The organism is Streptomyces sp. NPDC002994, from assembly GCF_040611155.1.
Lineage (GTDB): Bacteria > Actinomycetota > Actinomycetes > Streptomycetales > Streptomycetaceae > Streptomyces.
In genome coordinates this window covers 95396-119039 of the sequence record NZ_JBEXNQ010000008.1, presented here as the reverse complement: position 1 = coordinate 119039, position 23644 = coordinate 95396, and the positions used below count along the sequence as shown (strand labels likewise).

The 23644-nt window shown below is 70.5% G+C and carries 25 protein-coding genes and 1 riboswitch; of the genes, 12 read left to right on the top strand and 13 right to left on the bottom strand.

Annotated features, from left to right (window positions below):
• The first annotated feature begins 8 nt into the window (after positions 1-8).
• Positions 9-1211, top strand: a complete 1203-nt coding sequence (locus tag ABZX79_RS12825) for a glutathionylspermidine synthase family protein (RefSeq protein ID WP_355255236.1) — start codon at positions 9-11, stop codon at positions 1209-1211.
• 281 nt (positions 1212-1492) lie between these two features.
• On the opposite strand, the gene rocD is transcribed toward ABZX79_RS12825, so the two are convergent.
• Positions 1493-2701: an ornithine--oxo-acid transaminase gene (rocD, locus tag ABZX79_RS12820; protein ID WP_355255233.1), complete on the bottom strand. Its 1209-nt coding sequence runs from the start codon at positions 2699-2701 to the stop codon at positions 1493-1495.
• 120 nt (positions 2702-2821) lie between these two features.
• Positions 2822-2912, top strand: a riboswitch (ZMP/ZTP riboswitch).
• Between the two features lie 40 nt (positions 2913-2952).
• Here rocD and glyA point away from each other — a divergent pair.
• Entirely contained in the window at positions 2953-4224 is a 1272-nt protein-coding gene (gene glyA, locus ABZX79_RS12815) for a serine hydroxymethyltransferase (protein WP_355255230.1), read from the top strand.
• A gap of 44 nt (positions 4225-4268) precedes the next feature.
• Here the strand turns inward: glyA and ABZX79_RS12810 are convergent, their stop codons facing one another.
• From ABZX79_RS12810 to ABZX79_RS12800, 3 genes are all read right to left on the bottom strand, one after another.
• Entirely contained in the window at positions 4269-5018 is a 750-nt protein-coding gene (locus tag ABZX79_RS12810; RefSeq protein ID WP_355255228.1) for a hypothetical protein, read from the bottom strand.
• A gap of 93 nt (positions 5019-5111) precedes the next feature.
• Positions 5112-5897 (bottom strand): hypothetical protein, encoded by a 786-nt coding sequence (locus tag ABZX79_RS12805; protein WP_355255225.1) that lies wholly within the window; start codon positions 5895-5897, stop codon positions 5112-5114.
• A complete protein-coding gene (locus ABZX79_RS12800) occupies positions 5890-6501 on the bottom strand; it encodes an RNA polymerase sigma factor (RefSeq protein WP_355255222.1) in 612 nt (203 codons plus the stop codon). The genes ABZX79_RS12805 and ABZX79_RS12800 overlap by 8 nt, the downstream gene beginning before the upstream one ends.
• 54 nt (positions 6502-6555) lie before the next feature.
• Here ABZX79_RS12800 and trpS point away from each other — a divergent pair, with 54 nt between their 5' ends.
• Both trpS and ABZX79_RS12790 read left to right on the top strand, forming a co-directional pair.
• A complete protein-coding gene (gene trpS / locus ABZX79_RS12795; RefSeq protein ID WP_355255219.1) occupies positions 6556-7569 on the top strand; it encodes a tryptophan--tRNA ligase in 1014 nt (337 codons plus the stop codon).
• A 129-nt stretch (positions 7570-7698) separates the two neighbouring features.
• Positions 7699-8292, top strand: a complete 594-nt coding sequence (locus ABZX79_RS12790) for a 2'-5' RNA ligase family protein (RefSeq protein WP_355255217.1) — start codon at positions 7699-7701, stop codon at positions 8290-8292.
• A gap of 67 nt (positions 8293-8359) precedes the next feature.
• On the opposite strand, the gene ABZX79_RS12785 is transcribed toward ABZX79_RS12790, so the two are convergent.
• Positions 8360-9115, bottom strand: coding sequence for a decaprenylphospho-beta-D-erythro-pentofuranosid-2-ulose 2-reductase (locus ABZX79_RS12785; protein ID WP_355255214.1), 756 nt, complete (start codon positions 9113-9115; stop codon positions 8360-8362).
• A gap of 77 nt (positions 9116-9192) precedes the next feature.
• Positions 9193-10593 (bottom strand): FAD-binding oxidoreductase, encoded by a 1401-nt coding sequence (locus ABZX79_RS12780; protein WP_355255212.1) that lies wholly within the window; start codon positions 10591-10593, stop codon positions 9193-9195.
• A gap of 183 nt (positions 10594-10776) precedes the next feature.
• Here ABZX79_RS12780 and ABZX79_RS12775 point away from each other — a divergent pair, with 183 nt between their 5' ends.
• The 4 genes from ABZX79_RS12775 to ABZX79_RS12760 are packed head-to-tail and all read left to right on the top strand — an operon-like array spanning position 10777 to position 13868.
• Positions 10777-11340 (top strand): phosphatase PAP2 family protein, encoded by a 564-nt coding sequence (locus ABZX79_RS12775; protein ID WP_355255209.1) that lies wholly within the window; start codon positions 10777-10779, stop codon positions 11338-11340.
• Complete coding sequence (locus ABZX79_RS12770; protein ID WP_355255206.1) at positions 11333-12325, top strand: decaprenyl-phosphate phosphoribosyltransferase; 993 nt, start codon at positions 11333-11335, stop codon at positions 12323-12325. The genes ABZX79_RS12775 and ABZX79_RS12770 overlap by 8 nt, the downstream gene beginning before the upstream one ends.
• Positions 12326-12345: 20 nt before the next feature.
• On the top strand, positions 12346-12795 hold the full coding sequence (locus ABZX79_RS12765; RefSeq protein ID WP_355255203.1) for a GtrA family protein: 450 nt from the start codon (positions 12346-12348) through the stop codon (positions 12793-12795).
• A complete protein-coding gene (locus ABZX79_RS12760; protein WP_355255200.1) occupies positions 12783-13868 on the top strand; it encodes a YihY/virulence factor BrkB family protein in 1086 nt (361 codons plus the stop codon). Before ABZX79_RS12765 ends, ABZX79_RS12760 begins: the two co-directional genes overlap by 13 nt.
• Here ABZX79_RS12760 and ABZX79_RS12755 read toward each other — a convergent pair.
• The gene (locus tag ABZX79_RS12755) at positions 13816-15078 is read right to left on the bottom strand and encodes a D-alanyl-D-alanine carboxypeptidase (protein ID WP_355255197.1); all 1263 of its coding nucleotides are present in this window, start codon (positions 15076-15078) and stop codon (positions 13816-13818) included. The two genes, ABZX79_RS12760 and ABZX79_RS12755, sit on opposite strands and share 53 nt — an antisense overlap.
• 148 nt (positions 15079-15226) lie before the next feature.
• On the opposite strand from ABZX79_RS12755, the gene ABZX79_RS12750 reads away from it, so the two are divergent.
• Together ABZX79_RS12750 and ABZX79_RS12745 are read left to right on the top strand one after the other, a co-directional pair.
• Positions 15227-15478 carry an SCO4848 family membrane protein gene (locus tag ABZX79_RS12750; protein WP_214972217.1) on the top strand — a complete coding sequence of 84 codons (252 nt, stop codon included), beginning with the start codon at positions 15227-15229 and terminating at the stop codon, positions 15476-15478.
• Positions 15479-15480: 2 nt separating this feature from the next.
• The gene (locus ABZX79_RS12745; protein ID WP_355255193.1) at positions 15481-16857 is read left to right on the top strand and encodes a metallophosphoesterase; all 1377 of its coding nucleotides are present in this window, start codon (positions 15481-15483) and stop codon (positions 16855-16857) included.
• A gap of 34 nt (positions 16858-16891) precedes the next feature.
• Here the strand turns inward: ABZX79_RS12745 and ABZX79_RS12740 are convergent, their stop codons facing one another.
• From ABZX79_RS12740 to ABZX79_RS12730, 3 genes are read right to left on the bottom strand one after another with little or no spacing between them, the layout of a single operon-like run.
• A complete protein-coding gene (locus ABZX79_RS12740) occupies positions 16892-17740 on the bottom strand; it encodes a helix-turn-helix transcriptional regulator (RefSeq protein WP_355255190.1) in 849 nt (282 codons plus the stop codon).
• Positions 17741-17763: 23 nt separating this feature from the next.
• Positions 17764-18291 carry a DUF6879 family protein gene (locus ABZX79_RS12735; RefSeq protein WP_355255187.1) on the bottom strand — a complete coding sequence of 176 codons (528 nt, stop codon included), beginning with the start codon at positions 18289-18291 and terminating at the stop codon, positions 17764-17766.
• Entirely contained in the window at positions 18263-18523 is a 261-nt protein-coding gene (locus ABZX79_RS12730) for a hypothetical protein (protein ID WP_355255184.1), read from the bottom strand. Before ABZX79_RS12730 ends, ABZX79_RS12735 begins: the two co-directional genes overlap by 29 nt.
• 698 nt (positions 18524-19221) lie before the next feature.
• Between ABZX79_RS12730 and ABZX79_RS12725 the strand changes: the two genes are divergently transcribed.
• Positions 19222-20340, top strand: coding sequence for a methyltransferase domain-containing protein (locus tag ABZX79_RS12725; RefSeq protein ID WP_355255182.1), 1119 nt, complete (start codon positions 19222-19224; stop codon positions 20338-20340).
• 103 nt (positions 20341-20443) lie between these two features.
• A complete protein-coding gene (locus tag ABZX79_RS12720) occupies positions 20444-22000 on the top strand; it encodes an ABC transporter substrate-binding protein (protein WP_355255179.1) in 1557 nt (518 codons plus the stop codon).
• Between the two features lie 22 nt (positions 22001-22022).
• On the opposite strand, the gene ABZX79_RS12715 is transcribed toward ABZX79_RS12720, so the two are convergent.
• Genes ABZX79_RS12715 through ABZX79_RS12705 form a run of 3 tightly spaced genes read right to left on the bottom strand, consistent with a single transcriptional unit; the run spans position 22023 to position 23565 of the window.
• Positions 22023-22727: a TetR family transcriptional regulator gene (locus ABZX79_RS12715; protein ID WP_355255176.1), complete on the bottom strand. Its 705-nt coding sequence runs from the start codon at positions 22725-22727 to the stop codon at positions 22023-22025.
• A gap of 11 nt (positions 22728-22738) precedes the next feature.
• On the bottom strand, positions 22739-23152 hold the full coding sequence (locus tag ABZX79_RS12710; protein ID WP_355255173.1) for a DCC1-like thiol-disulfide oxidoreductase family protein: 414 nt from the start codon (positions 23150-23152) through the stop codon (positions 22739-22741).
• A gap of 5 nt (positions 23153-23157) precedes the next feature.
• Complete coding sequence (locus tag ABZX79_RS12705; RefSeq protein ID WP_355255170.1) at positions 23158-23565, bottom strand: hypothetical protein; 408 nt, start codon at positions 23563-23565, stop codon at positions 23158-23160.
• Positions 23566-23644: the final 79 nt, after the last annotated feature.

The window sequence follows — 23644 nt, the reverse complement described above, 5'->3', positions numbered from 1 at the left end:
CCGGACCGATGAAGCGACACACGATCGAACCACGCCCCGGCTGGCAGCAGACCGTCGAGGAGCAGGGCCTCATCTACCCGCTGACCCGCTTCCCGGACGGGTCACTGCGCCCGTACTGGGACGAGAGCGCGTACTACGAATTCTCGCTGCCCGAGGTCGAGGCGCTGGAGGAGGTCGTCGAGGAACTGCACGCCATGTGCCTGGCCGCCGCCGCGCACATCGTGGAGCACGACCGCTTCGCCGACCTCGGCATCACGGACCCGCGACTGGCCTCGCGGATCGCCACCTCCTGGCGGCGGCGCGCCGAACTCCCCTCCATCTACGGGCGGTTCGATCTGCGGTACGACGGCACGGGCCCCGCCAAGATGCTGGAGTACAACGCCGACACCCCCACCTCGCTGGTGGAGGCGGCCAGCCCGCAGTGGTTCTGGATGGAGGAGCGCTTCCCCGGCGCCGACCAGTGGAACTCCCTGCACGAGCGGCTCGTCGACGCGTGGAAGCGCCAGGCGCCGCTGCTGCCGCCCGGGCCGCTGCACTTCGTCCACTCGGAGGGCGACGAGCTCGGCGAGGACCTGATGACGGTCGCGTACCTGCGCGAGACCGCTCAGCAGGCCGGGATCGCCACGGAGGCGCTGTCCGTCGAACAGATCGGCTGGGACCGGCTCTCGGGCCGCTTCGTCGACGGCCGGCTGCGCTTCATCCGCAGCTGCTTCAAGCTCTACCCGTGGGAGTGGCTGACGACCGACCGCTTCGGGCCGCACGTCCTGAACACCCTCGACAACGGCGGCGGCACCGGCACCACCTGCTGGATCGAACCGGCCTGGAAGATGCTCCTCTCCAACAAGGCGCTGCTCGCGATCCTCTGGGAGCTCTACCCCGGCCACCCGAACCTGCTCGCCGCGTATCTCGACAGCCCGCGCGAGCTCACCGCCGCCGACGGGCCCGGATACGTCGCCAAGCCGCTGCTGGGGCGCGAGGGCGCCGGCGTCACGATCCACGAGCCGGGCTCGGGGCCGGCTGCTGCCGCTCCCGCCATCGGCGAACAGGCCGTCTGCTACCAGGAGTTGGCGCCCCTGCCCGACTTCGACGGCAACCGCGTGGTGCTCGGCGCGTGGGTCGTCGAGGACGAGGCGGCGGGACTCGGCATCCGGGAGTCGTCGGGCCTGATCACGGACGAGTACGCCCGCTTCCTGCCGCACGTAATCCTCTGAGAGGCGGTGGCAACGGCCCGGGACGCCCCTAATGGGCTACCCGGAATGCAGTGCGCCGCCCCGCCGGACATGCTGCTCGCGTGGGCCGGGGTGAGGTCCAGGGGGAGGGCCCGAACACGCTCGGCGCCTTTGCCGGGCATGCCGATCCACTACGACCTGCACGTGTGGCTGTACAAGACGAACCCGAAGGGTTTGTTCGAGCAATGGAACCCGTAGCCCCCGCCCGGCCGCCGCATCCGTGCGTTCGCTGTGACGCCACGGCGAACGCACGGCGCAGGGCTCTACCGGCCCGCCAGCACCGCGCCGAGCTGGTCGAGGCCCCAGTCCAGGTCCTCCTTGCTGATCACCAGCGGCGGGGCGATCCGGATGGTCGAACCGTGGGTGTCCTTGACCAGGACGCCCCGGTCCATCAGCTTCTCAGAGATCTGCCGGCCGGTGCCGCGCGACGGGGCGATGTCGACGCCCGCCCACAGCCCGCGGCCGCGTACCGCCTCCACCGCGCCGCCGCCCACCAGCAGGCCCAGCTGCTGGTGAAGGTGGTCGCCGAGCTCGGTGGCGCGCTGCTGGAACTCGCCGGTGCGCAGCATCGCGATGACCTCCAGTGCCACCGCGCAGGCCAGCGGGTTTCCGCCGAAAGTCGAACCGTGCTCGCCCGCCTTGTACACCCCGAGCACCTCGGCCGACGACACGACGGCGGACACCGGCACCACGCCGCCGCCGAGCGCCTTGCCCAGCACGTACATGTCGGGGACGACGCCTTCGTGCTCGCAGGCGAAGGTCTTTCCCGTACGCCCGAGACCGGACTGGATCTCGTCCGCGATGAAGAGCACGTTCCGCCGGCGGGTCAACTCCCGTACGCCCGCCAGGTATCCGGCCGGCGGCACCAGGACGCCCGCTTCACCCTGGATCGGTTCGAGCAGCACGGCCACGGTGTTCTCGGTCACCGCGGCGTTCATCGCGGTCAGATCTCCGTACGGGACGATCTCGAAGCCCGGGGTGTACGGGCCGAAGTCCGCGCGGGCCTCGTGGTCGGTCGAGAAGCTGACGATCGTCGTCGTACGGCCGTGGAAATTGTTGCCCGCGACGACGATCTTCGCTCGGCCGTCCAGCACGCCCTTCACCTTGTAGCCCCACTTGCGGGCCGTCTTCACGGCTGTCTCCACCGCCTCGGCCCCGGTATTCATCGGCAGCACCATGTCCATGCCGCACAGCTCGGCGAGCTGCGTGCAGAACTCGGCGAAGCGGTCGTGATGGAAGGCCCGGGAGGTCAGCGTCACTCTGTCGAGCTGCGCCTTGGCGGCATCGATGAGCCGGCGGTTGCAGTGGCCGAAGTTCAGCGCCGAGTACCCGGCGAGCATGTCGAGGTAGCGGCGCCCCTCGATGTCGGTCATCCAGGCGCCGTCCGCCGACGACACGACGATGGGAAGAGGATGGTAGGTGTGCGCGCTGTGAGCCTCGGCAGAGGCGAGGGCGGCTTGGGTGGTCGACACGGGGTCTCCGATCGTCGAAACAAATCCATCCGGCGAGGGGCAGGGATGGTGCCCCTTTCTATCGTCGCTCGTATGCCGGACGAAGAAACCATGCTTTGCGGTGCGGCCGCTAGGGTGGCGGGTACGCACGGCGACTGGCGTACGCGGAACAGACCGCGGGGAAGCCGTGCGGGGAACGAAGCACGAGGTGCCGCCCGCCTGGGCACCCCGGGATCACGACCGGACACTGACCGCTCGCCCCGGAGGACAAGATGACTCTCCCGCTCAGCCACCCCGCCCTCTCCGCCACGGACCCCGAACTGGCCGCACTGGTCGGAGCCGAGGAACAGCTGCAGGCCGACACCCTGCGCCTGATCCCCAGCGAGAACTACGTCTCGCAGGCCGTACTCGAAGCCTCCGGCACCGTCCTGCAGAACAAGTACAGCGAGGGCTACGCGGGCCGGCGCTACTACGAGGGCCAGCAGAACATCGACCAGGTCGAACGGCTCGCCACCGCCCGCGCCAAGGCCCTGTTCGGCGTCGACCACGCCAACGTCCAGCCCTACTCCGGCTCGCCGGCCAACCTCGCCGTCTACCTCGCCTTCGCCGAGCCCGGCGACACCGTGATGGGCATGGCCCTCCCGATGGGTGGTCACCTCACCCATGGCTGGGGCGTCTCGGCCACCGGCAAGTGGTTCCGCGGCGTCCAGTACGGCGTACGCCAGGACACGGGGCTCATCGACTTCGACGAGGTCCGCGACCTCGCGCTCAAGGAACGCCCGAAGCTGATCTTCTGCGGTGGCACCGCCCTCCCCCGCACCATCGACTTCGCCGCGTTCGCGGAGATCGCCCGCGAGTCCGGCGCCGTGCTCGTCGCGGACGTCGCCCACATCGCCGGCCTGATCGCCGGCGGCGCCCACCCGTCCCCGGTCCCGCACGCCGACGTGATCTCGACGACCACGCACAAGACCCTGCGCGGCCCGCGCGGCGCGATGCTGATGTCCCGCGAGGAGCACGCGAAGGCCATCGACAAGGCCGTCTTCCCCGGCCTCCAGGGTGGCCCGCACAACCAGACCACCGCAGCCATCGCCGTCGCCCTCCACGAGGCGGCCCAGCCCTCCTTCCGCGACTACGCGCACGCGGTCGTCGACAACGCCAAGGCGCTCGCCGAGGCCCTGCTGGCCCGCGGCTTCGACCTGGTCTCGGGCGGCACCGACAACCACCTGATCCTGATGGACCTCACCCCCAAGGACGTGCCCGGCAAGGTGGCGGCGAAGGCCCTGGACCGGGCCGGGATCGTCGTCAACTACAACACCGTCCCGTACGACCCGAGGAAGCCGTTCGACCCGTCCGGCGTCCGCATCGGCACCCCCTCCCTCACCTCGCGCGGTCTCGCCACGGAACACATGCCGGCCGTCGCCGACTGGATCGACCGGGGCGTCACCGCCGCCCGCGCCGGCGACGAGGACGCCCTGGCCGCGATCCGTGCCGAAGTCGCCGACCTCATGGCCGCCTTCCCCGCACCGGGCCTCCCCACGGACTGACCCGGGCCGGCACGGGACGAGACGGCGAAGCCGTCCGACGCCCCTCAGGTGTCGATGAGTTGACGGCGCGGCCCCGGCGGCCCCGGGTGCTTGCGGCCCGGCTCCCGCCGGGCCGTGCCGCGCCGGACCAGAGTGACCCCGGCGAAGCCGATCAGGGCCCCGGCCACCAGCCCCGGTATCGCCCACCACCAGTCCGCCGAACCGGCGCTGTCACCTGACCGGCCCGGCGCGGCCACGCCGGATTCAGCCGCTCCCGGTTCCGCTGCTTCGGCTTCGGACCTGCTGACAAAGTCCGGCGGGAAGTCGCCGCCGCCCACGCCCGCCGCGCCAGGGGCCCCGTCCTTGCCCAGCACGCCCAGCCGGTCCAGCAGGGCGCGCAGCTTCGCAGGCTCGTCGGCCAGGTGCCAGCGCTCGGTGGGGACGGACTGGCCCTCGGTCTGCGTGCTGACCCATATCGGGCCGGCCTTCTTCGGCAGGTGCACCCGGTCGACCCGCCACACGGACACATCGTGCCGAAGCCACGTCACGGTGAGCCGGCGCCATGTCCCTCCCTCGTTCACCGCGCCGTCGACCTCCAGGGGACGCTCGCGCACTCCGTGCGCCTCCCCCGGGCCGAGGTGCTTCTCCAACTCCTGGTAGCGGGCGGCCGTGTGGTAGAGCGAAGCGGCCTGGCCGCTGTCCGGCGAGACGACGAGCACACTGGTCGGGCCGCCCGCCGCTGCCCGTGACGCACCCAGCAGAATCATCGCGAGCACCACCCCGGCAAGGGCGGCAAGTCGTCGTAGCAATCGCATGGTTCGTCCCCCATCGATGCGTCGCTGCACTGTGGTGGCACCTCACTGCGGTGTCACTTCTCATACACCGCCCACGCCTTGTGGGTTCCACCCTCAGCGGGTGGATTCTGCGAGTTTCACCGCGCGTTCCATGGACTCCACGCCCTCCAGCCGCAGCGTCAGCAGCCCGCCGTGCTGCCAGAGCAGGGTCGGGCCGGCCGCCCTCACCTCGTGCCCGTACGACCGGCCGGCCTCGTCCACGAGTTTCAGTGTCAGCCGATGGCGCTCCGGGAACCACAGGGCCGTGCGGCCGTCCACCTCCGTGTAAGCGGCGGGCACGGGCGTCGTCTTGTAGAAGAGCGGGTCGATGGTCGCCCGGAACGCGTCGATCCGGACCTCTCCCCAGCACACGGACAGCACCCGCCGGTCGGCCGAGACCGAAGCCGCCACCGGCTCACCCAGCCCGGCGGGCAGCACCGGATCGAAGCCGGCCCGCAGCGCCGCCTCCGCCACCGTCAGCCCCTGCGGACAGCCGGGCGGCCCCGCGCCGGGCGATCCTGGCGGCGGCGAGGCCGTCGGGTCGTACCGCACCTCCACGCCGCCGAAGTCGAACCACTCCACGACCGCCGCCCGCACCGGGGGCGTGAGCACCAGCGCGACCAGCAGCCCGGACAGGGCGGCGGTCAGCAGCCGCCACCTGCGCCGCGCCCAGGCCCGTACCCGCTCACCGCGCCCCGGAGGCTCCGCCACCGGCACGGGCACCGCCTCCGCGATGATCTGCGCCAGCACCCGCTCGGCCATGGTCGCTCCGTCGACGTCCGGGACCCGCATCCCGCGCCCCAGCCGGCGCAGCTCCTCGCTCAGCTCTTCGCGCCGCTCCTCCGGCCGGTCGCTACTCATGCTCATCACCCCCTTCCCACGCCCCCGGCAGAATCCGCCGCAGTTTCTTCAGACCGCGGTTCAGCCTCGACTTCACCGTGCCCCGCGGCCAGCCCAGTGCCTCCGCCGTCTCCGCCTCGTCCATCTCCAGTAGATAGCGGTACGTGACGACCCGGCGCTGGTCCTCGCTCAGCTCGTCCAGCGCGGCCAGCAGCTGTCCGCGCCGCTCCTCCGCCAGCGCCGCCACCGCCGGATCGGCCGATTCCGGTATCACCGGGGCGGCACCCAGCAACGCCGCCTCCCGCCCCGCCGCGGCCCGCAGCCGACCCGCCGAGCGCACTGTGTTTCTCGTCTCATTCGCGACAATTTGCTGCAACCACGGCCGGAAGGCCGACCCGTCCCTGAAGCGCCCCAGCGACTGGTACGCCTTGAAGAAGGACGCCTGCACCACGTCTTCCGCGTCCGCCCCCGCTCCAAGCGCCACAGCCAGCCTGAGCGCGATTCCTGTGTGGGCGCGCACCAGTTCCGCATACGCCTCGGGCTCCCCGGACCGTACGCGCGCGATCACCGCAGCATCGTCGATGCCGATGCGGCCCCCCTCCAGGGTCCCCTCCCGCGTCCTCACACTCTTGATACACCGGAGAACCGAGTTGGGTTCCACACCTGAGAGAATGAGTTCATGGCCTCTGATCGTCCCCGCGTGCTCTCCGGCATCCAGCCCACCGCAGGCTCGTTCCACCTCGGCAACTACCTTGGCGCCGTACGCCAATGGGTCGCCCTGCAGGAAACGCACGACGCCTTCTACATGGTCGTCGACCTGCATGCGATCACGGTTCCGCAGGACCCCGCCGAGCTGCGTGCCAACACCCGGCTCGCCGCGGCCCAGCTGCTGGCCGCCGGCCTCGACCCGGACCGCTGCACGCTCTTCGTGCAGAGCCACGTGCCCGAGCACGCCCAGCTCGGCTGGGTCATGAACTGCCTGGCCGGATTCGGTGAGGCCTCCCGCATGACGCAGTTCAAGGACAAGTCCGCCCGGCACGGCTCCGACCGCGCCACCGTCGGCCTCTTCACGTACCCGATCCTCCAGGTCGCCGACATCCTGCTCTACCAGGCCAATCAGGTCCCCGTCGGTGAGGATCAGCGTCAGCACATCGAGCTGACCCGCGACCTCGCCGAGCGGTTCAACGGCCGCTTCGGCGAGACGTTCACCGTCCCGGCGCCGTACATCCTCAAGGAGACGGCGAAGATCTTCGATCTCCAGGACCCGGCGATCAAGATGAGCAAGTCGGCGTCGACGCCGAAGGGCCTGATCAACCTGCTCGACGAGCCCAAGGTGACCGCCAAGAAGATCAAGAGCGCGGTCACGGACACGGACACCGTGATCCGTTACGACCCCGTCGAGAAGCCGGGCGTCAGCAACCTCCTCTCCATCTACTCCACGCTCACCGGCGAGACCGTCGCCGAGCTGGAGAAGAAGTACGAGGGCAAGATGTACGGCGCGCTCAAGACGGACCTCGCCGAGGTGATGGTGGAGTTCGTCACGCCGTTCCGGCGCCGGACCCAGGAATATCTGGACGACCCGGAGACGCTGGACTCGGTCCTGGCCAAGGGCGCCGAGAAGGCCCGTGCGGTCGCCGCTGAGACACTCGCCCAGGCCTACGAGAAGGTCGGTCTGCTGCCCGCCAAGCACTAGCGCCGGTGTCGGCCCGGACCGTGACCAACGTTCGGACCAAGGACTCTGGCCACAAGGGCCGCCCGACCGCCACACTGCACACTGGCAGCACCACACAGGACGTACCGGACGACGACGGAGGAGAACGACGTGGGGACCGTAACGCTCGGCGTTTCGATCGCGGTCCCGGAGCCGTACGGCAGCCTGCTCCAGGAGCGGCGCGTGAGCTTCGGGGATCCGGCCGCGCACGGCATCCCCACGCATGTCACCCTCCTCCCGCCCACCGAGGTCGACGCGGCGCTCCTGCCCGCCGCCGAGGCGCACCTCGCCGCCGTCGCCGCGTCCGGGCGCTCCTTCCCGATGCGGCTGTCGGGCACGGGCACGTTCCGCCCGCTCTCCCCGGTCGTCTTCGTGCAGGTCGTCGAGGGTGCGGCGGCCTGCGCGTGGCTCCAGAAGCGGGTCAGGGACGCGTCGGGGCCGCTGGTGCGTGAGCTGCAGTTCCCGTATCACCCGCATGTCACGGTCGCCCACGGCATCTCCGAGGAGGGGATGGACCGGGCGTACGAAGAGCTCTCGGAGTACGAGGCGCAGTGGGCCTGCGCCGGGTTCGCGCTGTACGAGCAGGGGGCGGACGGGGTGTGGCGCAAGCTCCGGGAGTACGCGTTCGGGGGCGGCGCGGCGGGCATCGTGCCGGCCCAGAACTCACCGGTGGACCAGCCGGCGACGCCCTCGCTTCGCTCCTGACCTGCGCGGATGGGCCCTGCGGGGCGCCGGCCGCGTCTTCTGGGGCCGCTGCCCCGGACCCCGCTCCTCAGACCGGCAGCCGCCGGAACAGCGCTCGCGGTACATGCCGCAGCGCCGACATCACGAACCGCATCGCCCCCGGCACCCACACCGTCTCCGAGCGCCGCCGCAGCCCCAGCTCGATGGCGGCAGCGACCACAGCCGGGGTGGTCGCCAGGGGCGCCTCCGGCAGGCCCGCCGTCATCTTCGACCGGACGAATCCGGGGCGTACGACCATCACGTGCACGCCCGTCCCGTACAGCGCGTCGCCGAGGCCCTGCGCGAAGGCGTCCAGGCCCGCCTTGCTCGACCCGTAGATGAAATTCGCCCGGCGGGCGCGCTCGCCCGCCACCGACGACAGCACGACCAGTGAGCCGTGGCCCTGTCCCTGGAGCGCGTTCGCGCACACCAGGGCGGCCGAGACGGCGCCCGTGTAGTTGGTCTGCGCGACCCTGACCGCCGACAGCGGCTGTTCCTCGTCGTGGGCCTGGTCGCCGAGGACGCCGAAGGCCAGCAGCACCATGTCGATGTCGCCCTCGGCGAAGACCTTGCCGAGCTTCTCCTCGTGCGCCACGGCGTCGAGCGCGTCGAATGCCACCGTACGGACCTCCGCGCCCAGCGCCCGCAGCCCGGCCGCCGCCTCTTCGAGGGCGGGGGACGGGCGGCCGGCCAGCCAGACCGTACGCGTGCGGCGGGCGATCAGGCGGCGGGCCGTGGCGAGGCCGATCTCGGACGTGCCGCCGAGGACGAGCAGGGACTGGGGGATGCCGAAGGCGTCCTTCATGATGCGCTCCTGGAGGGGGACGTGGACGGAAAAACGTCAGTCGGAGGGAAAGGCGGCAGTCACAGGGAAGGCGGCAGTCACAGGGAAAGGCGGCGGGACAGGTCCGACGTGAAGACGCCGCGCGGGTCGAGCTCGGCGCGCAGCGCCCGGAATTCCCTCAGCCGCGGATACATCGCCCCCAGCAGCTCCGGCCGCAGCCGGGAGTCCTTCGCCAGGTAGACGCGGCCGCCGGCCGCCACCACCTCCTCGTCGAGCTCGTCGAGGAACGCGCCCAGCCCCGGCAGGCCCGCCGGGATGTCCAGCGCGAGCGTCCAGCCGGGCACCGGGAAGGAGAGCCAGCCCGGATCGCCGTCCCCGAACCGTTTCATTACGGCGAGGAACGACGGGCAGCCGCGCCCCGAGATGCGGCCGACGATCCGGCGCAGGGACTCCTCCTGCCCGTACCCGACGACGAACTGGTACTGGACGAACCCGCCGCGCCCGTAGATCCGGTTCCAGTGCGGGACACCGTCCAGCGGGTGGAAGAACGTCGACAGCTTCTGGATTTCGCCGGTGCGGCGCGCTCGCGGCGCCCTGCGGTACCAGAGCTCGTTGAACAGACCCACCGATGCCCGGCCGAGCAGCCCTTCCGGTACGAAGCCGGGCGCGGCCGGGAGCCGTCCCGGCCGGAACGCGAGCGGCGCCCGGCGGGCGCGCGCCGGGAGCGCGTCCAGCGGGGCGTGCTCCCCCCGGGTGAGGACCGAGCGCCCCAGGGCCGCGCCGCGCGCGAGGAGGTCGATCCAGGCGACCGAGTAGCGGTAGCGGTGGTCGGTCGCGGTGAGGCGGGCCATCAGGTCGTCCAGGTCAGTGGCGCGTTCGGTGTCGACCCGCATGAAGGAGGTCTCCACCGGGAGGAGTTGGATGCTCGCCGAGAGGATGACGCCGGTCAGGCCCATGCCGCCCGCCGTGGCGTCGAAGAGTGCGGTGCCGGAGGGGACCGTACGCACCTCTCCGTCGGCGGTGAGCAGTTCGAGCGACACGACGTGGCGCGAGAAGGAGCCCGAGCCGTGGTGGTTCTTGCCGTGGATGTCGGCGCCGATCGCGCCGCCCACGGTCACGTACCGGGTCCCGGGCGTCACCGGCACGAACCAGCCGAGCGGCAGCAGCACTTCCATCAGCCGGTGCAGGCTCACGCCCGCGTCGCACACCACGACCCCCGCCCCGGCGTCGATCGTGCGGATGCGGTCAAGACCGGTCATGTCGAGTACGGAGCCGCCCGCGTTCTGCGCCGCGTCGCCGTACGCCCGGCCGAGCCCGCGCGCGATGCCGCCGCGTGCGCCGTGCGCCGCGCAGTCGAGGACCGCGGCCGCCGCCTCCTCGTACGAACGGGGCCGGACCAGGCGGGCGGCGACGGTCGGGGTGGTGCGGCCCCAACCGGTGACTTCCACTGAGGTGGAGGTGGAGGTGGAGGTGGAGGCGGACGCGGCGGCGACAGGCATGACAGTGACCGTATCGTCCCTAAACATCGCAGTTCAGTAAATCGCCTGGTGTGCTGGGCAAATGGGTGGTTGGTGGTGTGTCGTCAGCAATTAACATGACTAGTCTGCTTAATCCGAGCAGAGTCGCCCCTTGCCTGCGCCCGACCGACTGGCCGGGCCGCCGCTACGGAAGAGGGGTGACAGATGCGAGAGGTTGATCGCCGTCTGCTGTCGGCAATGCGGGACTGCGGCACGGATCCACGCGTGGCCGCCGCCGCCCGGGGGCTCTCCTGGTGCGGTGAGCACGGCGCCGTCTGGATCGCCGCCGGCCTCCTGGGCGCCGGGGCCGACCACGAGCGCCGCCACGCCTGGCTGCGCGGTACGGCGCTGATCGGCGCGGCGCACCTGGCGAGCATGGGAATCAAGCTGGCGGTACGCCGCGCCCGCCCCCAGCTCGCCGCCCTGGAGCCCCTGGTGAGCACCGCGGGCCGGCACTCCTTCCCCAGCTCCCACGCGGCATCGGCGGCCGCCGCGACGGTGGCCTTCGGCGTGCTGCGCCCCGTCGGCCACCGCCTTGTGCCGCCGCTGGCCGCCGCGATGTGCGTGTCCCGGCTGGTGGTCGGCGTCCACTACCCGACCGATGTCGTGGCCGGTGTCCTGCTCGGCGGGATCACCGCCGGACTCGGCGTGGCCTGGATGACCGGGCCGGCAGCCGCCGCCGCAGCCGTGGCCGTGGCGGTGGCCGAGGGAGGTACCGGCAATGCCTGAGCGCAGTGCGGGCACCACCACCACCGTCGTCCCCTCCGCCGTCATCGGGCAGCCCCGCCGTGCCGCGCCGCCCCGAGCGCCGAGGCGGCGGCCGCTGAGCCTGCCCGCCGGGCTGCTGCGCACCGCGCGCCCCCGGCAGTGGGTCAAGAACGTGCTGGTCCTGGCCGCGCCCGCCGCCGCCGGCGAACTGGGCTCCTACCGTTCCCTGGCCCAACTGGCCGTCGTCTTCGTGCTGTTCACCGCCGCCGCGTCCGCCGTCTACCTGATCAACGACGCGCGCGACGCCGAAGCCGACCGCGCGCACCCCGTCAAGTGCCGCCGCCCCGTCGCCGCCGGCCAGGTCCCCGTACCCGTCGCGTACGCCGCCGGGGGGCTGCTCGCCGTCCTCGCCCCGGTCGCCGCCGCCCTGCTCTGCAACCCGATGACGGCCGCTCTCCTCACGGCGTACGTCCTCATGCAGCTCGCGTACTGCGTGCGGCTCAAGCACGTCCTCGTCGTCGATCTCGTCGTCGTCACCACCGGTTTCCTGATGCGCGCGATGATCGGCGGCGTGGCGCTCCACATCCCCCTCTCCCGCTGGTTCCTGATCACCGCGGGCTTCGGCGCGCTCTTCATGGTCGCCGCGAAGCGCTACTCCGAGGCCGTGCAGATGGCCGGCCGCCCGGAGAAGCGCGGCGCCACCCGCGCCCTCCTCGGCGAGTACACCACCGGCTACCTGCGCTTCGTCTGGCAGCTCGCGGCCGGAGTCGCCGTACTGGGGTACTGCCTGTGGGCGCTGGAGAGCGGCGGCACGGCCAACGGCAGCCTGCTGCCGTGGCGTCAGCTGTCGATGGTCGCGTTCATCCTCTCCGTGCTGCGGTACGCCGTGTTCGCCGACCGGGGCACGGCCGGAGCCCCCGAGGACGTCGTCCTGCGCGACCGGGGGCTCGCCGTCATCGGCCTCGTGTGGGTGGCGATGTACGGGCTCGCGGTGGCCGATCTGTGACAGTGGCGGCCGTAAGGGGCGTGACCAGCGTGACCTGGGCCGAGCTGCGCGGCTTCGCGCTGGCGGGCGGCTGTGCGTACGCCGTCGACCTCGCGCTCTTCATGTGGCTGCGCGGCCCGCTCGGCTGGGACCCGTTCACCGCGAAGGCGCTGTCCTTCGCCGCCGGATGCTCGGTCGCGTACGCCGGAAACGCACTCGGCACCTACCGGCGGCGGCAGCAGCGGACGGCGGTCCGCGTCCGGGCACGGGCGCGGCAGTACGCGGTCTTCTTCGCCGTCAACCTCGCGGGAGCCCTCGTACAACTCCTCTGCCTCACCGCCTCCCACCACGGCCTCGGGCTGACCTCCCCCCGCGCCGACACCGTCTCGGGATCGGTCGTCGGCATGGCGCTCGCGACCTGCCTGCGTTTTTGGGGAACCCGGACGCTGGTTTTCGCCGCGGAGGGTAGGCGCACTTCATGGACTGGCTAAAAAGACTGCCCGTCGTCGGCCCGTTCGTGACCCGGCTGACGGTCACTCACGCCTGGCGTACGTACGAAACGCTCGACCGCGCCCACTGGACCCGGCTGGCCGCCGCGATCACCTTCATCAGCTTCCTCTCGCTCTTCCCGCTGATCACCCTCTCCGCCGCGATCGGCGCGGCTCTGCTCTCCGACGATCAGCTGCACCGCATGGAGAACAAGATCGCCGAGCAGGTGCCCGGTATCTCCGGCCAGCTCGACCTCGCCTCCCTCGTGGAGAACGCGGGCACGGTCGGCCTCGTCGCCGGCGCCCTGCTGCTCTTCACCGGCATCGGGTGGGTCGGCTCGATGAGGGAATGCCTGCGGGCCGTCTGGGAGCTGGACGACGTGGACGAGGGCAACCCCGTCGTGCGCAAACTCAAGGACGGCGTGGTGCTGGGCGGCCTCGGCGTGATCGGGCTGTCGTCCTGGGCCGCCTCCTCGATCGGCTCGACGGCCGTCGACTGGACCGCCGAGCAGATCGGCGTCCCGGAAAGCGGCGCGGGCGGCGTGATGCTGCAGATCGCCGCGCTCGTCCTCGCGGTCGGCGCGGACTTCCTGATCCTGCTGTACGTCCTGACCCTGCTGCCGGGGGTACAGCCGGCCAGGCACCGGCTGATCACCGCGTCGCTCATCGGCGCGGTCGGTTTCGAGCTGCTCAAGGTGCTGCTGGGCAGCTACATGAAGGGCGTCGCGGCGAAGAGCATGTACGGGGCGTTCGGTGTTCCCGTGGCACTGCTGCTGTGGATCAACCTCACGGCGAAGCTGCTGCTGTGCTGCGCGGCCTGGACGGCGACGCGGCACGCCGACGAACGGGCCGACGAGGGTGACGGGTCCGACGCGGAGAAGCCTGAGGATGCCAAGGACGCCAAGGACGCCGAGGACGCCGCACCGGCCGCCGGTCCGCCGGCCGGCGACCCGCCGACCGGGACCCCGCCCACTGGAACCGGCAGCCCCCCGCCCAGCAGCCCCCCGCCCGGCGGCGCGCCCACTAGCGGCGCGGGCGGCGGCGCACCAGGGCGGGCAGCGGCCAGCGCCGGTTGACCAGGAACACGCCGGCGGCCAGCACCACCAGCGCGCCGCCCGTGATCGCGAGCGCGGTGGCGACGCCGCTGCTGCCGTTGTCGGTCACCGCGAGCTGGGTGGCCGGGTCCTTGGCGGCCGCCTTGTCGCCGCCTGTGCCGACCTCCTTGCCCTTGCCGCCCTTGCCCTTGGCGGAGGGGGTGTCCCGGCCGGTCTCGGCGGACTTCGGCGGCACGAGCTCACCCACCGGGACGACCTTCCCCGACGCCTCGAAGCCCCAGTCGAGCAGGCGGGCGGCCTCCTTGTAGACGGCGTGGCCCTCTTCGGCGGACGGGTTCATGACGGTCACCAGCAGCACCTTGTCGCCGCGCTGCGCGACACCCGTGAACGTCGCTCCCGCGTGCGTGGTGTTGCCGTTCTTGACGCCCGCCATGCCCTTGTACGGCTCGATGTCCGGGGCGCCCGTCAGCAGCCGGTTGGTGTTCTGGATCTCGAAGCTCTCGCGCTTCTTCCCCCTCTTCTCGCCGGGGAAGATGGCGCTCGCTGTCGAGCAGTACTCGCGGAAGTCCTTCTTCTGCATGCCGCTGCGGGCGATGAGCGTCAGGTCGTACGCGCTGCTGACCTGGCCCTTCGCGTCGTAACCGTCGGGTGAGACGACGGTGGTGTCGAGCGCCTGGAGTTCCTCGGCGTGCGCCTGCATGTCACGGACGGTCTTCGCCATCCCGCCGTTCATCTCGGCCAGGACGTGCACGGCGTCGTTGCCGGACTTCAGGAACACGCCGAGCCACATGTCGTGGACGGTGTACGTGTGCCGCTCCTTGATGCCGACGAGGCTGCTGCCCTCACCGATGCCCGCCAGGTCGGTGTCCTTCACCTTGTAGACCTGCGTCTTGGGCAGCTTGGGCAGGACCGTGTCCGCGAAGAGCATCTTCATGGTGGACGCCGGGGGCAGCCGCCAGTGGGAGTTGTGCGCCGCGAGTACGTCGCCGGATTCGGCATCGGCGACGATCCACGACCGGGCGCTGAGCTCCTTCGGGAGAATGGGTGAGCCCGGGCCGAGCTGCACCTGCGTACCGGGCTGCCCCAGTTGTGTGCCGCCCACCGTCGACATCGAAACCGGGGGCTTTGGCTGCTTGTCGGCCGCGGCTGCCGCGTGCGCGGGCAATGCGGTGAGTGCGGGCAGCAGCGATGCGGAGAGGACCGTCAGTGCGGTCTTTTTAACGGCAGACACGATCGAGAACGTACAGGGCGCTGATGTGGATGTGGACATGGCGGTAGTGACCCGCCGTGAGGTGCGCCAGGTCGGCCCAGCACCGGTGTCCGCGCTCGCGTTCGCACCCCGGCGGCGGGGGTCAGGTGCCGGTGGCGATACTGAGGTCATGAAGCTCAGCCGCTCCGTCTCCTGGTTCCTGCTCGCCTTCGGGGTGTGGAGCTGGTTCATCTGGATCACTTTCGCCAAGAATCTGCTGAAGGACGGCAGCGGGCTCGCCTTCGACGACGCGGGTGACCCGACCACGTACTTCTGGGTGCATCTGCTGCTCGCCGTCACGTCCTTTCTCTTGGGGACGGCGGTTGGGGTGATCGGGTTCCGTGGTGTGCGGGCCCTGCGACGTGAGCGGAGCCAGGGATAACTGTGGTCGTCGTCTTCGTTCTCATCGCGCTTTCGGTCGTTGCCCTGCTGGCCGGGGCGCACTGGTACGTCTGGCGCCGCCTGGTCCGCGATACGACCGCACCGGGCGGCGTCGCCCGGCGGGCGGGGACGGTGGCGGCGGTGCTGCTGCCGCTGCTGGCGGTCGGGGCGTTGGTCTCGGGGCGGGCCGGTGCGCCGTTCTGGGTGCAGCAGGTGGTGGCGTGGCCGGGGTACATGTGGCTGGCGGTGCTGTTGTACCTGGTGATGGCGCTGCTGATCGGCGAGGCGGTGCGGCCGTTGCTGCGGTGGGCGTTGGGCCGGCGGAGCCGGGGCGGTGCGGCGGGTGCCGGCGACGGGATTTCTCCCGCGGAGCCCCTTGCCCCGGCATCGGCGGGCGGCTCCGCCGGCGGCGGGGCGCGAGCCGCGTCGCCGCTCGGCGCCGCCGCGCCCGCGCCCGGCGACACGGACACGGTGACGGCACCCGCGCCTCCCGCCCCTCCTGCCCCTCCCGTGCGTCCCGCACCGCCTGGCGGTGGTTCCACCCCCACGGGCGAGTTCTCGCGGCGGCTGTTCGTCTCGCGGGTGGTGGGGGCGGGTGCCGCCGTGGCCGCGCTGGGGACCGTGGGGTACGGGACGTACGGGGTGATGCGCGGGCCGCGGCTGAAGCGGGTCAGGGTGCCGCTGGCCAAGCTGCCGCGTGGGGCGCACGGCTTCCGGATCGCCGTCGTCAGCGACGTACACCTGGGGCCGGTCCTCGGACGCGCGCACACTCAACGGATCGTCGACACCATCAACTCCGCCCAGCCCGATCTGGTGGCCGTCGTCGGTGACCTCGTCGACGGGAGCGTCGCGGACCTGGGTCACGCCGCCGAGCCGCTGGCGCAGCTCAAGGCCAAGCACGGGGCCTTCTTCGTCACGGGCAATCACGAGTACTTCTCCGGCGCCGAGCAGTGGGTCGAGCATGTGCGCGAGCTCGGACTGCGGCCGCTGGAGAACGACCGCGTGGAGATCGCGGGCTTCGACCTCGCCGGCGTCAACGACATCGCGGGCGAGGAGGAAGGCCAGGGCCCCGACTTCGTACGGGCGCTGGGGGACCGGGACCGTACCCGCGCGTCCGTCCTGCTCGCCCACCAGCCGGTGGTCATCCACGACGCGGTACGCCACGGGGTGGACCTGCAGCTGTCCGGCCACACCCACGGCGGCCAGCTCTGGCCCGGCAACTACATCGCGGCCCAGGCGAATCCGACAGTCGCCGGCCTTGAGCGCTACGGCGACACCCAGCTGTACGTGTCGCGGGGCGCGGGCGCGTGGGGCCCCCCGGTCCGCGTGGGCGCGGAATCCGACATCACGGTCGTGGAACTGGCCTCCCGCCAGGCGTAAAGCCTGCCACGGGCTTGTTCCCTTGCGTCGGGGGTCAGTGCAGACTCTCGATGGCCTTCACGATCAGCGCGCGGGCGGACGCTCCGTACACGGCCATGCCACGCAGTTCCTCGAACGCCTTCAAGTACATGGCGATCTCGGACGGCTGGGTGACCGTGACTCGCGCTGAGAGCAGCTCCATCGAAACGAGCGTGTCGTCGTACACGTGGAACGTCTCCATGGGCCAGATGGTTCGCTGCGAGTCCGCCGGGATCACCCCGAGCGACACCGCAGGCAGTGCTCCGGCGGTCAGCAGGTAGCCCAGCTGGGCGGCCATGGCGTCGGCGTCGCCAACGTGGTGGTGCAGTGCCGTCTCCTCGACCAGGAGCACGAAGTGGTGTCCAGGTTCGTGCAAAATCCGGGAGCGCTCAAGACGCGCCGTGACGGCCTCCGCCACATCGTTCGGGATCTCCCGGAATGTGGTGATCAGTGACATGAGGCCGGTGGCGTATCCCTCCGTCTGGAGGAGGCCGGGGACGAGGGTGCCTGAGTAGACGCGGAAGACCTTCGTCGCCTTGAACAGGGGCACATAACTGTCTTGAAGCTGCTTCAGCCCGGCGCGGACCTTGCGCCGCCACTCCACGTACATGGATTCGGCATTGCGGGATTGGGCGATGATGTCCGGCGCCTGGTCCTCGGCCCCGCAGGCCCGGCACCACAGGCGGATGTCCTCTGCGGAGGGGGCAGTGCGCGCGTTCTCGATGCGGGAAGACTTCGAGTGCGTCCATCCGCACAGGGCGGCCAGCTCAGACCCGGTGATTCCGGCGTCGGCACGGAGTTCGTGCAGGCGTTGCGCAACGTCGGCGCGGGCGGCCTTCGCGGCAGACGACGGGGAGACAGGCATGAGCTGACCGGGACCTCTTCGCGCTAGTCGATCTCGTATTCGTCGTGTGGGATTCCTCGCGCCCACACCGCTTCGAAGGCCTCGACGCACAGCTTTGTTTCGGCTGGGTTGTCGCTCATCTCTCCGCCTGCTGAGGCGCCGTCACCGGTGAAGTGGTTCCATCGGATCAGTCGGTCGTCGATCAGCCAGAAGTCGTTGCCCGGCAGTGCGGTGCCCGAAGCCTGGCGGCGTGGCAGCCATCTCACCTGTTCACCGGCCGCGACGTTCGTGAAAGTGCCGGAGTGCTCGAAGCGGATGTACTCGCTGACCGGCTCGGAGATGATGCGGGCCCGACGGACAACGACGCCGTGCGCGACGGCCTCGGAGATGAGGTCCAGCCACGGCCTCCACCAGAAGGCGCGGTCGGCGGAGGCTAGCCGGAGGCCTGCCCGCCCTTCGGCGAATGGGCCCTTCTCGTTGTCGACTGCGTATGCGTCACGCATCTCAAGGTGTACGGCGGACTGGCGAGCACAGCGCAGCAGTTCAGTGAACGTGGGCACGCTCGACGGCATCGCACGCCTCCCTGATGATCGGCACCATCCTGGCCGGGATACGGACCACCGCTTCATGATCGGGGATTTCCTTGGCATGGCCAGGGACCTCTGTGGCCGCGCACTCGGCTTCGAGTTCCGCACTCGGCTTCCATCCCTGGAACCCGAGTTCCTCCCGCGTCTCGTCGACCCACACCGTCGGACTTTCGCCGTCGCCTGTGTTGGGGTCAATGCCGATGAACCGTAATGCCATGGTCGCCTCCATCGCCGTACGCGTGCATGGATGTGCATAACGGTCAGCCACCAGATGCGAGTTCGTCAAGAGCGCACCCTGCCTGGAACAGTGTCAACGCATTGTCGTGAACATTGGTGCACATCGCTGGAGTTCCTGCGCACGGGCTCCCTACGGTCAGGTCATCCCTGCTGGCTGACTTGACTCGACGGGGGCACGACCCATGATGACGATCAAGGTGTACGAAGCGGACTCCCGGACCGGCAGACGGTGTCCCCCGCGCGTGCAACTCACCATCCCGGACGGGGACCGTGAGCGCCTTCCGGAGCCTCTGGCATTCCCGCCCTGCACCTGTCCACGCTGCAAGTCTGATCGATGAGAGCCCCGCCCGTCGCCCACAGTGACACCTACACGGCGCCCGCCTGTCGAATTGGGGAGCACGCCGAGTGCTCGGGACCAGCGCCGATCAGGCTGTCGAGTCAAGCGCCCACGAATGTTCCGATCGAGACCCTGCGCTGCGACTGCGCGTGTCACAGGCTCGGACGCCCACGAGTCCTGCCGGGACAGATAGACGGCCGAAGCAAGAACTCATCAATCACATCGGACCAGGAGACCCCCATGACCGACAGCGGAAAGCACGGCGGCCAGCCGTCCGACAAGCCCTGGACTCCTCCGAGTCCCTCGGAGCCGAGTCCTGACGGGTCGGGGCCGAAGAAGTGATGCCTCAGCGAGCGCAGGAAGGTCACGCCGCGTTGGTGCAGTTGCTGGACGAGCGCGGCCTTCTGCCCCCGCCCTGGCGGCAGGTGTGGGCGAAGCTGCCCCGTCCCCACTTCATCCCGCAGGAGATCTGGCGTCAGGGCCCGGAACGGTGCGAGCCCGTCACTGCGTATGACGACTGGTGTGACCTCGTCAGCAGCGACGAGCCGGTGATCATCCAGGTGGACGACGGGAGGGAGGACGGGCCCGGAGTGGCCACGTCCTCGAACTCGATGCCGTCCATGGTCGCCAAGATGCTCAGTCTTCTGCGGGTCGGGAATCACGACCGGGTCCTGGAGATCGGCACCGCATCCGGGCACGTGGCGGCTCTCCTGGCCGAGCGTCTCGGAGACCGCAACGTCTACAGCGTTGAGATCGACCCGCTCCTGGCCGCCATGGCGGCCCACCACCTGCGCCCCCTGGGGTACACGCCCAACCTCCGCCTCGGCGACGGAGAGCAGGGGTGGCCGGAGGAGGCACCCTTCGACCGAATCGTCTCCACCTGCTCCCTCCGGCAGGTGCCGTACGCGTTCGTGGAGCAGGTGCGGCCCGGCGGCATCATCGTGGCGCCGCTGTACCGCGACTTCTGGAGCGGCGCACTGGTCCAGCTCACCGTCCAGGCCGACGGACGGGCATGGGGGCACTTCCACGGCGGGGCCTCGTACATGCCCATGCGCTCCCAACGGGCGGCGGCGCCAGCCGTGGAGGTCGACTCCTCCACGGCCCGCTCGCGGGCAGCCGGCCTGGACCCCGAAGAGCTGCTGTCCCTGGGCTTCGCCCTGTATGCGGGGGCCCGCCTGCCGGGCGTCTGGATGCGGCACTCCCGGAGCGGCGGCGCCGTCCACGTGTGGGCGGGAGGCGGGGACGGGTCTGCGACGTCCACCGCCACGGGCGAGGACGTGTGGCAGTACGGGCCTCGCGACCTGTGGACGGAGATCGAGGCCGTGCACCGCGCGTACGTGAGCGTCGGCAGTCCTGACGCTCAGAGTTTCGGCCTCACGGTCACAGCCGACGGGCAGCATGTCTGGATGCACCACCCTGACGCGATCGTGGCTCCCAGCGGCCCGGCGCCGTGCAACTAGGCCTTCCCCGGGCGAAGTTGGTGTGATTGGGTAGGGCGGATCTCCGGGGGGAAGTGCGAATTCTTCGCATGCCGGTGGGTGGGGCGATGAGGAGAGCTCGGCAATGCGGTCGATCCGATTACGGATTCTGGTGGCCTGTGCGGTCGTGCTTGCCGCCGCTGTCGGTGGCTGGCAACTGCTGGCTGCGGGAGAGGGAAACAGCGCCCCGATCAAGGTGGGTACGACGGACGCCGTCACCGGGCTCGATCCCGCCGGGGCGTACGACGCCGGATCGTGGGCGCTGTACAGCAACCTCTACCAGTCGCTGATGACCTTCAGCCCCGGCTCCGCCGAGCCGGTTCCCGACGCCGCGAGCAGCTGCCGCTTCGTCGGGCAGATGCTCCGGACGTACCAGTGCGAGTTACGGGACGACCTGACCTTCTCCAGCGGCCGCCCGATCACCGCCGAGGACGTCAAGTACTCCTTCGACCGAGTCATGAACATCAAGGCCGACGTCGGCCCCAAATCCCTCTTCGCGTCGCTGAAGTCCGTCCGGGCCCAGGGTCTGACGGTCACTTTTCAGCTTTCGACCCGCGACGCCACCTTCCCCTACAAGGTCGCCACGGGCGCGGGCGCCATCGTCGACCGGACGAAGTACCCGGCCGACGGCCTGCGCGAGGGCGACGCGGTGGACGGCTCGGGACCGTACGTGCTCAAGGCGTACGAGAGCGGTGTCAGCGCCGCCCTCGAACCCAACCCGAAGTACCGGGGCGCCATCGGGAACGTCGGCAACGCGATCAGCGTCCGGTACTTCAAGAAGTCCGAGGACCTCCACCGCGCCTGGAAGGCCAAGCAGGTCGACGTCACCCACCGGCAGATGCCACCGGCCGTGGTCGCCGGGCTGGCGCCGGGTGATCCGGAGGTGCGGATCAACGAGACCGGCAGTTCCGATATACGCAACCTCGTCTTCAACGTGCGCAAGGGCTCGCCGATGGCCGGGCGCGCCGTGCGGCAGGCCGCCGCCACGCTCGTCGACCGCTCCGGCATCGCCTCGTCGATCTACCACGGCACCGTCGAGCCGCTGTACTCCCTGATCCCGCAGGGCGTCACCGGCCACAGCACCCCCTTCTTCGACAAGAACTCCACCCACGACGCGGCGCGCGCCGAGCAGCTTCTGCTGAACGCCGGAGTGCGGACCCCGGTCAGGATCACGCTGGGGTACGCGCTGGGCGGTGCGGCCAGGCAGGAGGCGGCCGAGCTGAAGCGGCAGCTCGAAGCTGAGGACCTGTTCGAGGTACGGGTCGTGGAGAAGACCGACTGGGCGGACTTCCAGGCCGACTACACGGCAGGCAAGTTCGACGCGTACACCGTCGGCTGGGTCATGGACTTCCCCGACCCCGACAACTTCAGCCAGCCGCTCGTCGGCAGCGGGAACAGCCTCGGCAACGGCTACGCGAACCCCGAGATCGACAGACTGATCCTGGACACCCAGCAGTTCAGCGACCGCGGCCGTACGGCGGAGGATTTCCAGAAGCTCCAGCTGATCGTGGCGGACGACGTGCCGCTGGTGCCGCTGTGGCAGAAGAAGGACTACGTACTGAGCGGCAAGGACATCTCCGGCGGGCAGTACCTGTCGGACGGCACGGGCGTGTGGCGCCTCTGGGCACTGGACTGGCTGTAGGGGAGGGCAGACGGCGGCGGCCTCAGTCCGCCTTGCGGCCTGCCGTCGCCTGGGCCATCCCGGGCAGGAAGTCCGTAAACAGTTCGTGCACTTCGCGTACGAGCGGACGCAGCACCCGGAAGCGGGCGAGCGCGACCCCGCGCGCGGTGAGGCGGGCGCCGCGTTCGGCGAGGCGGCGGCTGCGCTCCCGGTCCTCGGAACGGTCGAAGACCCAGTACAGGACGAGTCCCATCTGGGAAAGCCACATCAACTCGGGGAGGACGTCCCGCAGTTCCTCGGCGACCTTGGCCTTCGAGCCGGCCAGGACCTCCCGGTGGACGGCGATGGCCGCCTCGCGGGCGTGCTCCGACTCGGGCGAGAAGGGGCTCAGCGGGCTCTCGGGATCCGCCGCGTTCTTGAAGAACTGGGCGGCGAACTCGTGGTACGGCGCGGCGATGTCCAGCCAGGCCTTCAGCACCCCGGCCATCCGCGCCTCCAGGTCGGTCTCCTTGTCCAGTACGGGCCGGACCGCCGCCTGGTGTTCGGCGGCGATCCGGTCGTAGAAGCCCTGGACCAGGTGTTCCTTGGAGCCGAAGTAGTAGTACGCGTTCCCTACGGAGACGCCCGCCTCCTTCGCGATGGCCCGCATGGTCGTCTTGTCGTAACCACGGTCCTGGAAGAGCTGGAGGGCGGTTTCGAGGATGAGCGTGCGGGTCTGCTCGCTCTTGGGGGCCTTGTCTTCTGTCACGGTGTCCGAGCCTAACCGGGTACGGAACACCGGTCGTCGCAGGGCGCTGCGACGGCTGCCGCTCCGGTCGCCGTTACGTCCCGGTACTTGGCTGCCGCGAGCATCGTCACCCGTACGAAGGGGGAGCCCGCCGGGGTGGCGAGCCAGTGGGCCTTGGGCCGGTACTCGGCCAGGGCCCAGAGGCAGACCACCCAGGCGGCGGGGCCGGCGTAGACCTGGCCCTGGTCTCCGATGACGGTGATCTCCCGCATGGTGCGGGCGTGGTCGAGGCGTGGGTACCTGCGCTGCGCCTCGACCGAGCCGGCCGGGACCAGGTCCAGCGGTACGAGCTGCCGTTGGCGCAGCAGCCAGCTCCGCAGGTGGACACAGAGGGAGCACTGGGCGTCGTACAGGACCGTCAGGCGCTTGACCGGGAGTCCGCTCATCGCGTTCACGCTCCGGTGGGAGCGGCGGTCCAGCCCTGCGGCGGAACCGGCGGGAGCTGCTCGCGCTCCATGATCGAGCGCCGCCGGATCTTGTTGAGGACCCAGACGTTGCCGAGGTGCATGATGCCGAGGACCAGCAGGACGACACCGAGCTTCACCGAGAGCGCCTCGAAGAGCCCGCGGGCGTCCTCGACGGCGTCCGCCGCCTTGAGGTAGAGGGCTACGAAGCCGAGGTTGACGAGGTAGAAGCCGACCACCAGGAGGTGGTTGACCGCGTCGGCGAGCTTCTCGTCCCCGTGCAGGACGCTCGCGATGAAGATGCGTCCGTTGCGGCTCAGCGTCCGCGCGACCCAGATGGTGAGCGCGACGCTGATCAGCAGGTAGATGGCGTAGGCGACAACAGTGAGGTCCATTCCCCACCCCTTCTTGAACGTGTTCAAAAGGCTGGCAGGAATGAACTTAGACCTCTTTTTGAACATGTTCAAGCGGCAG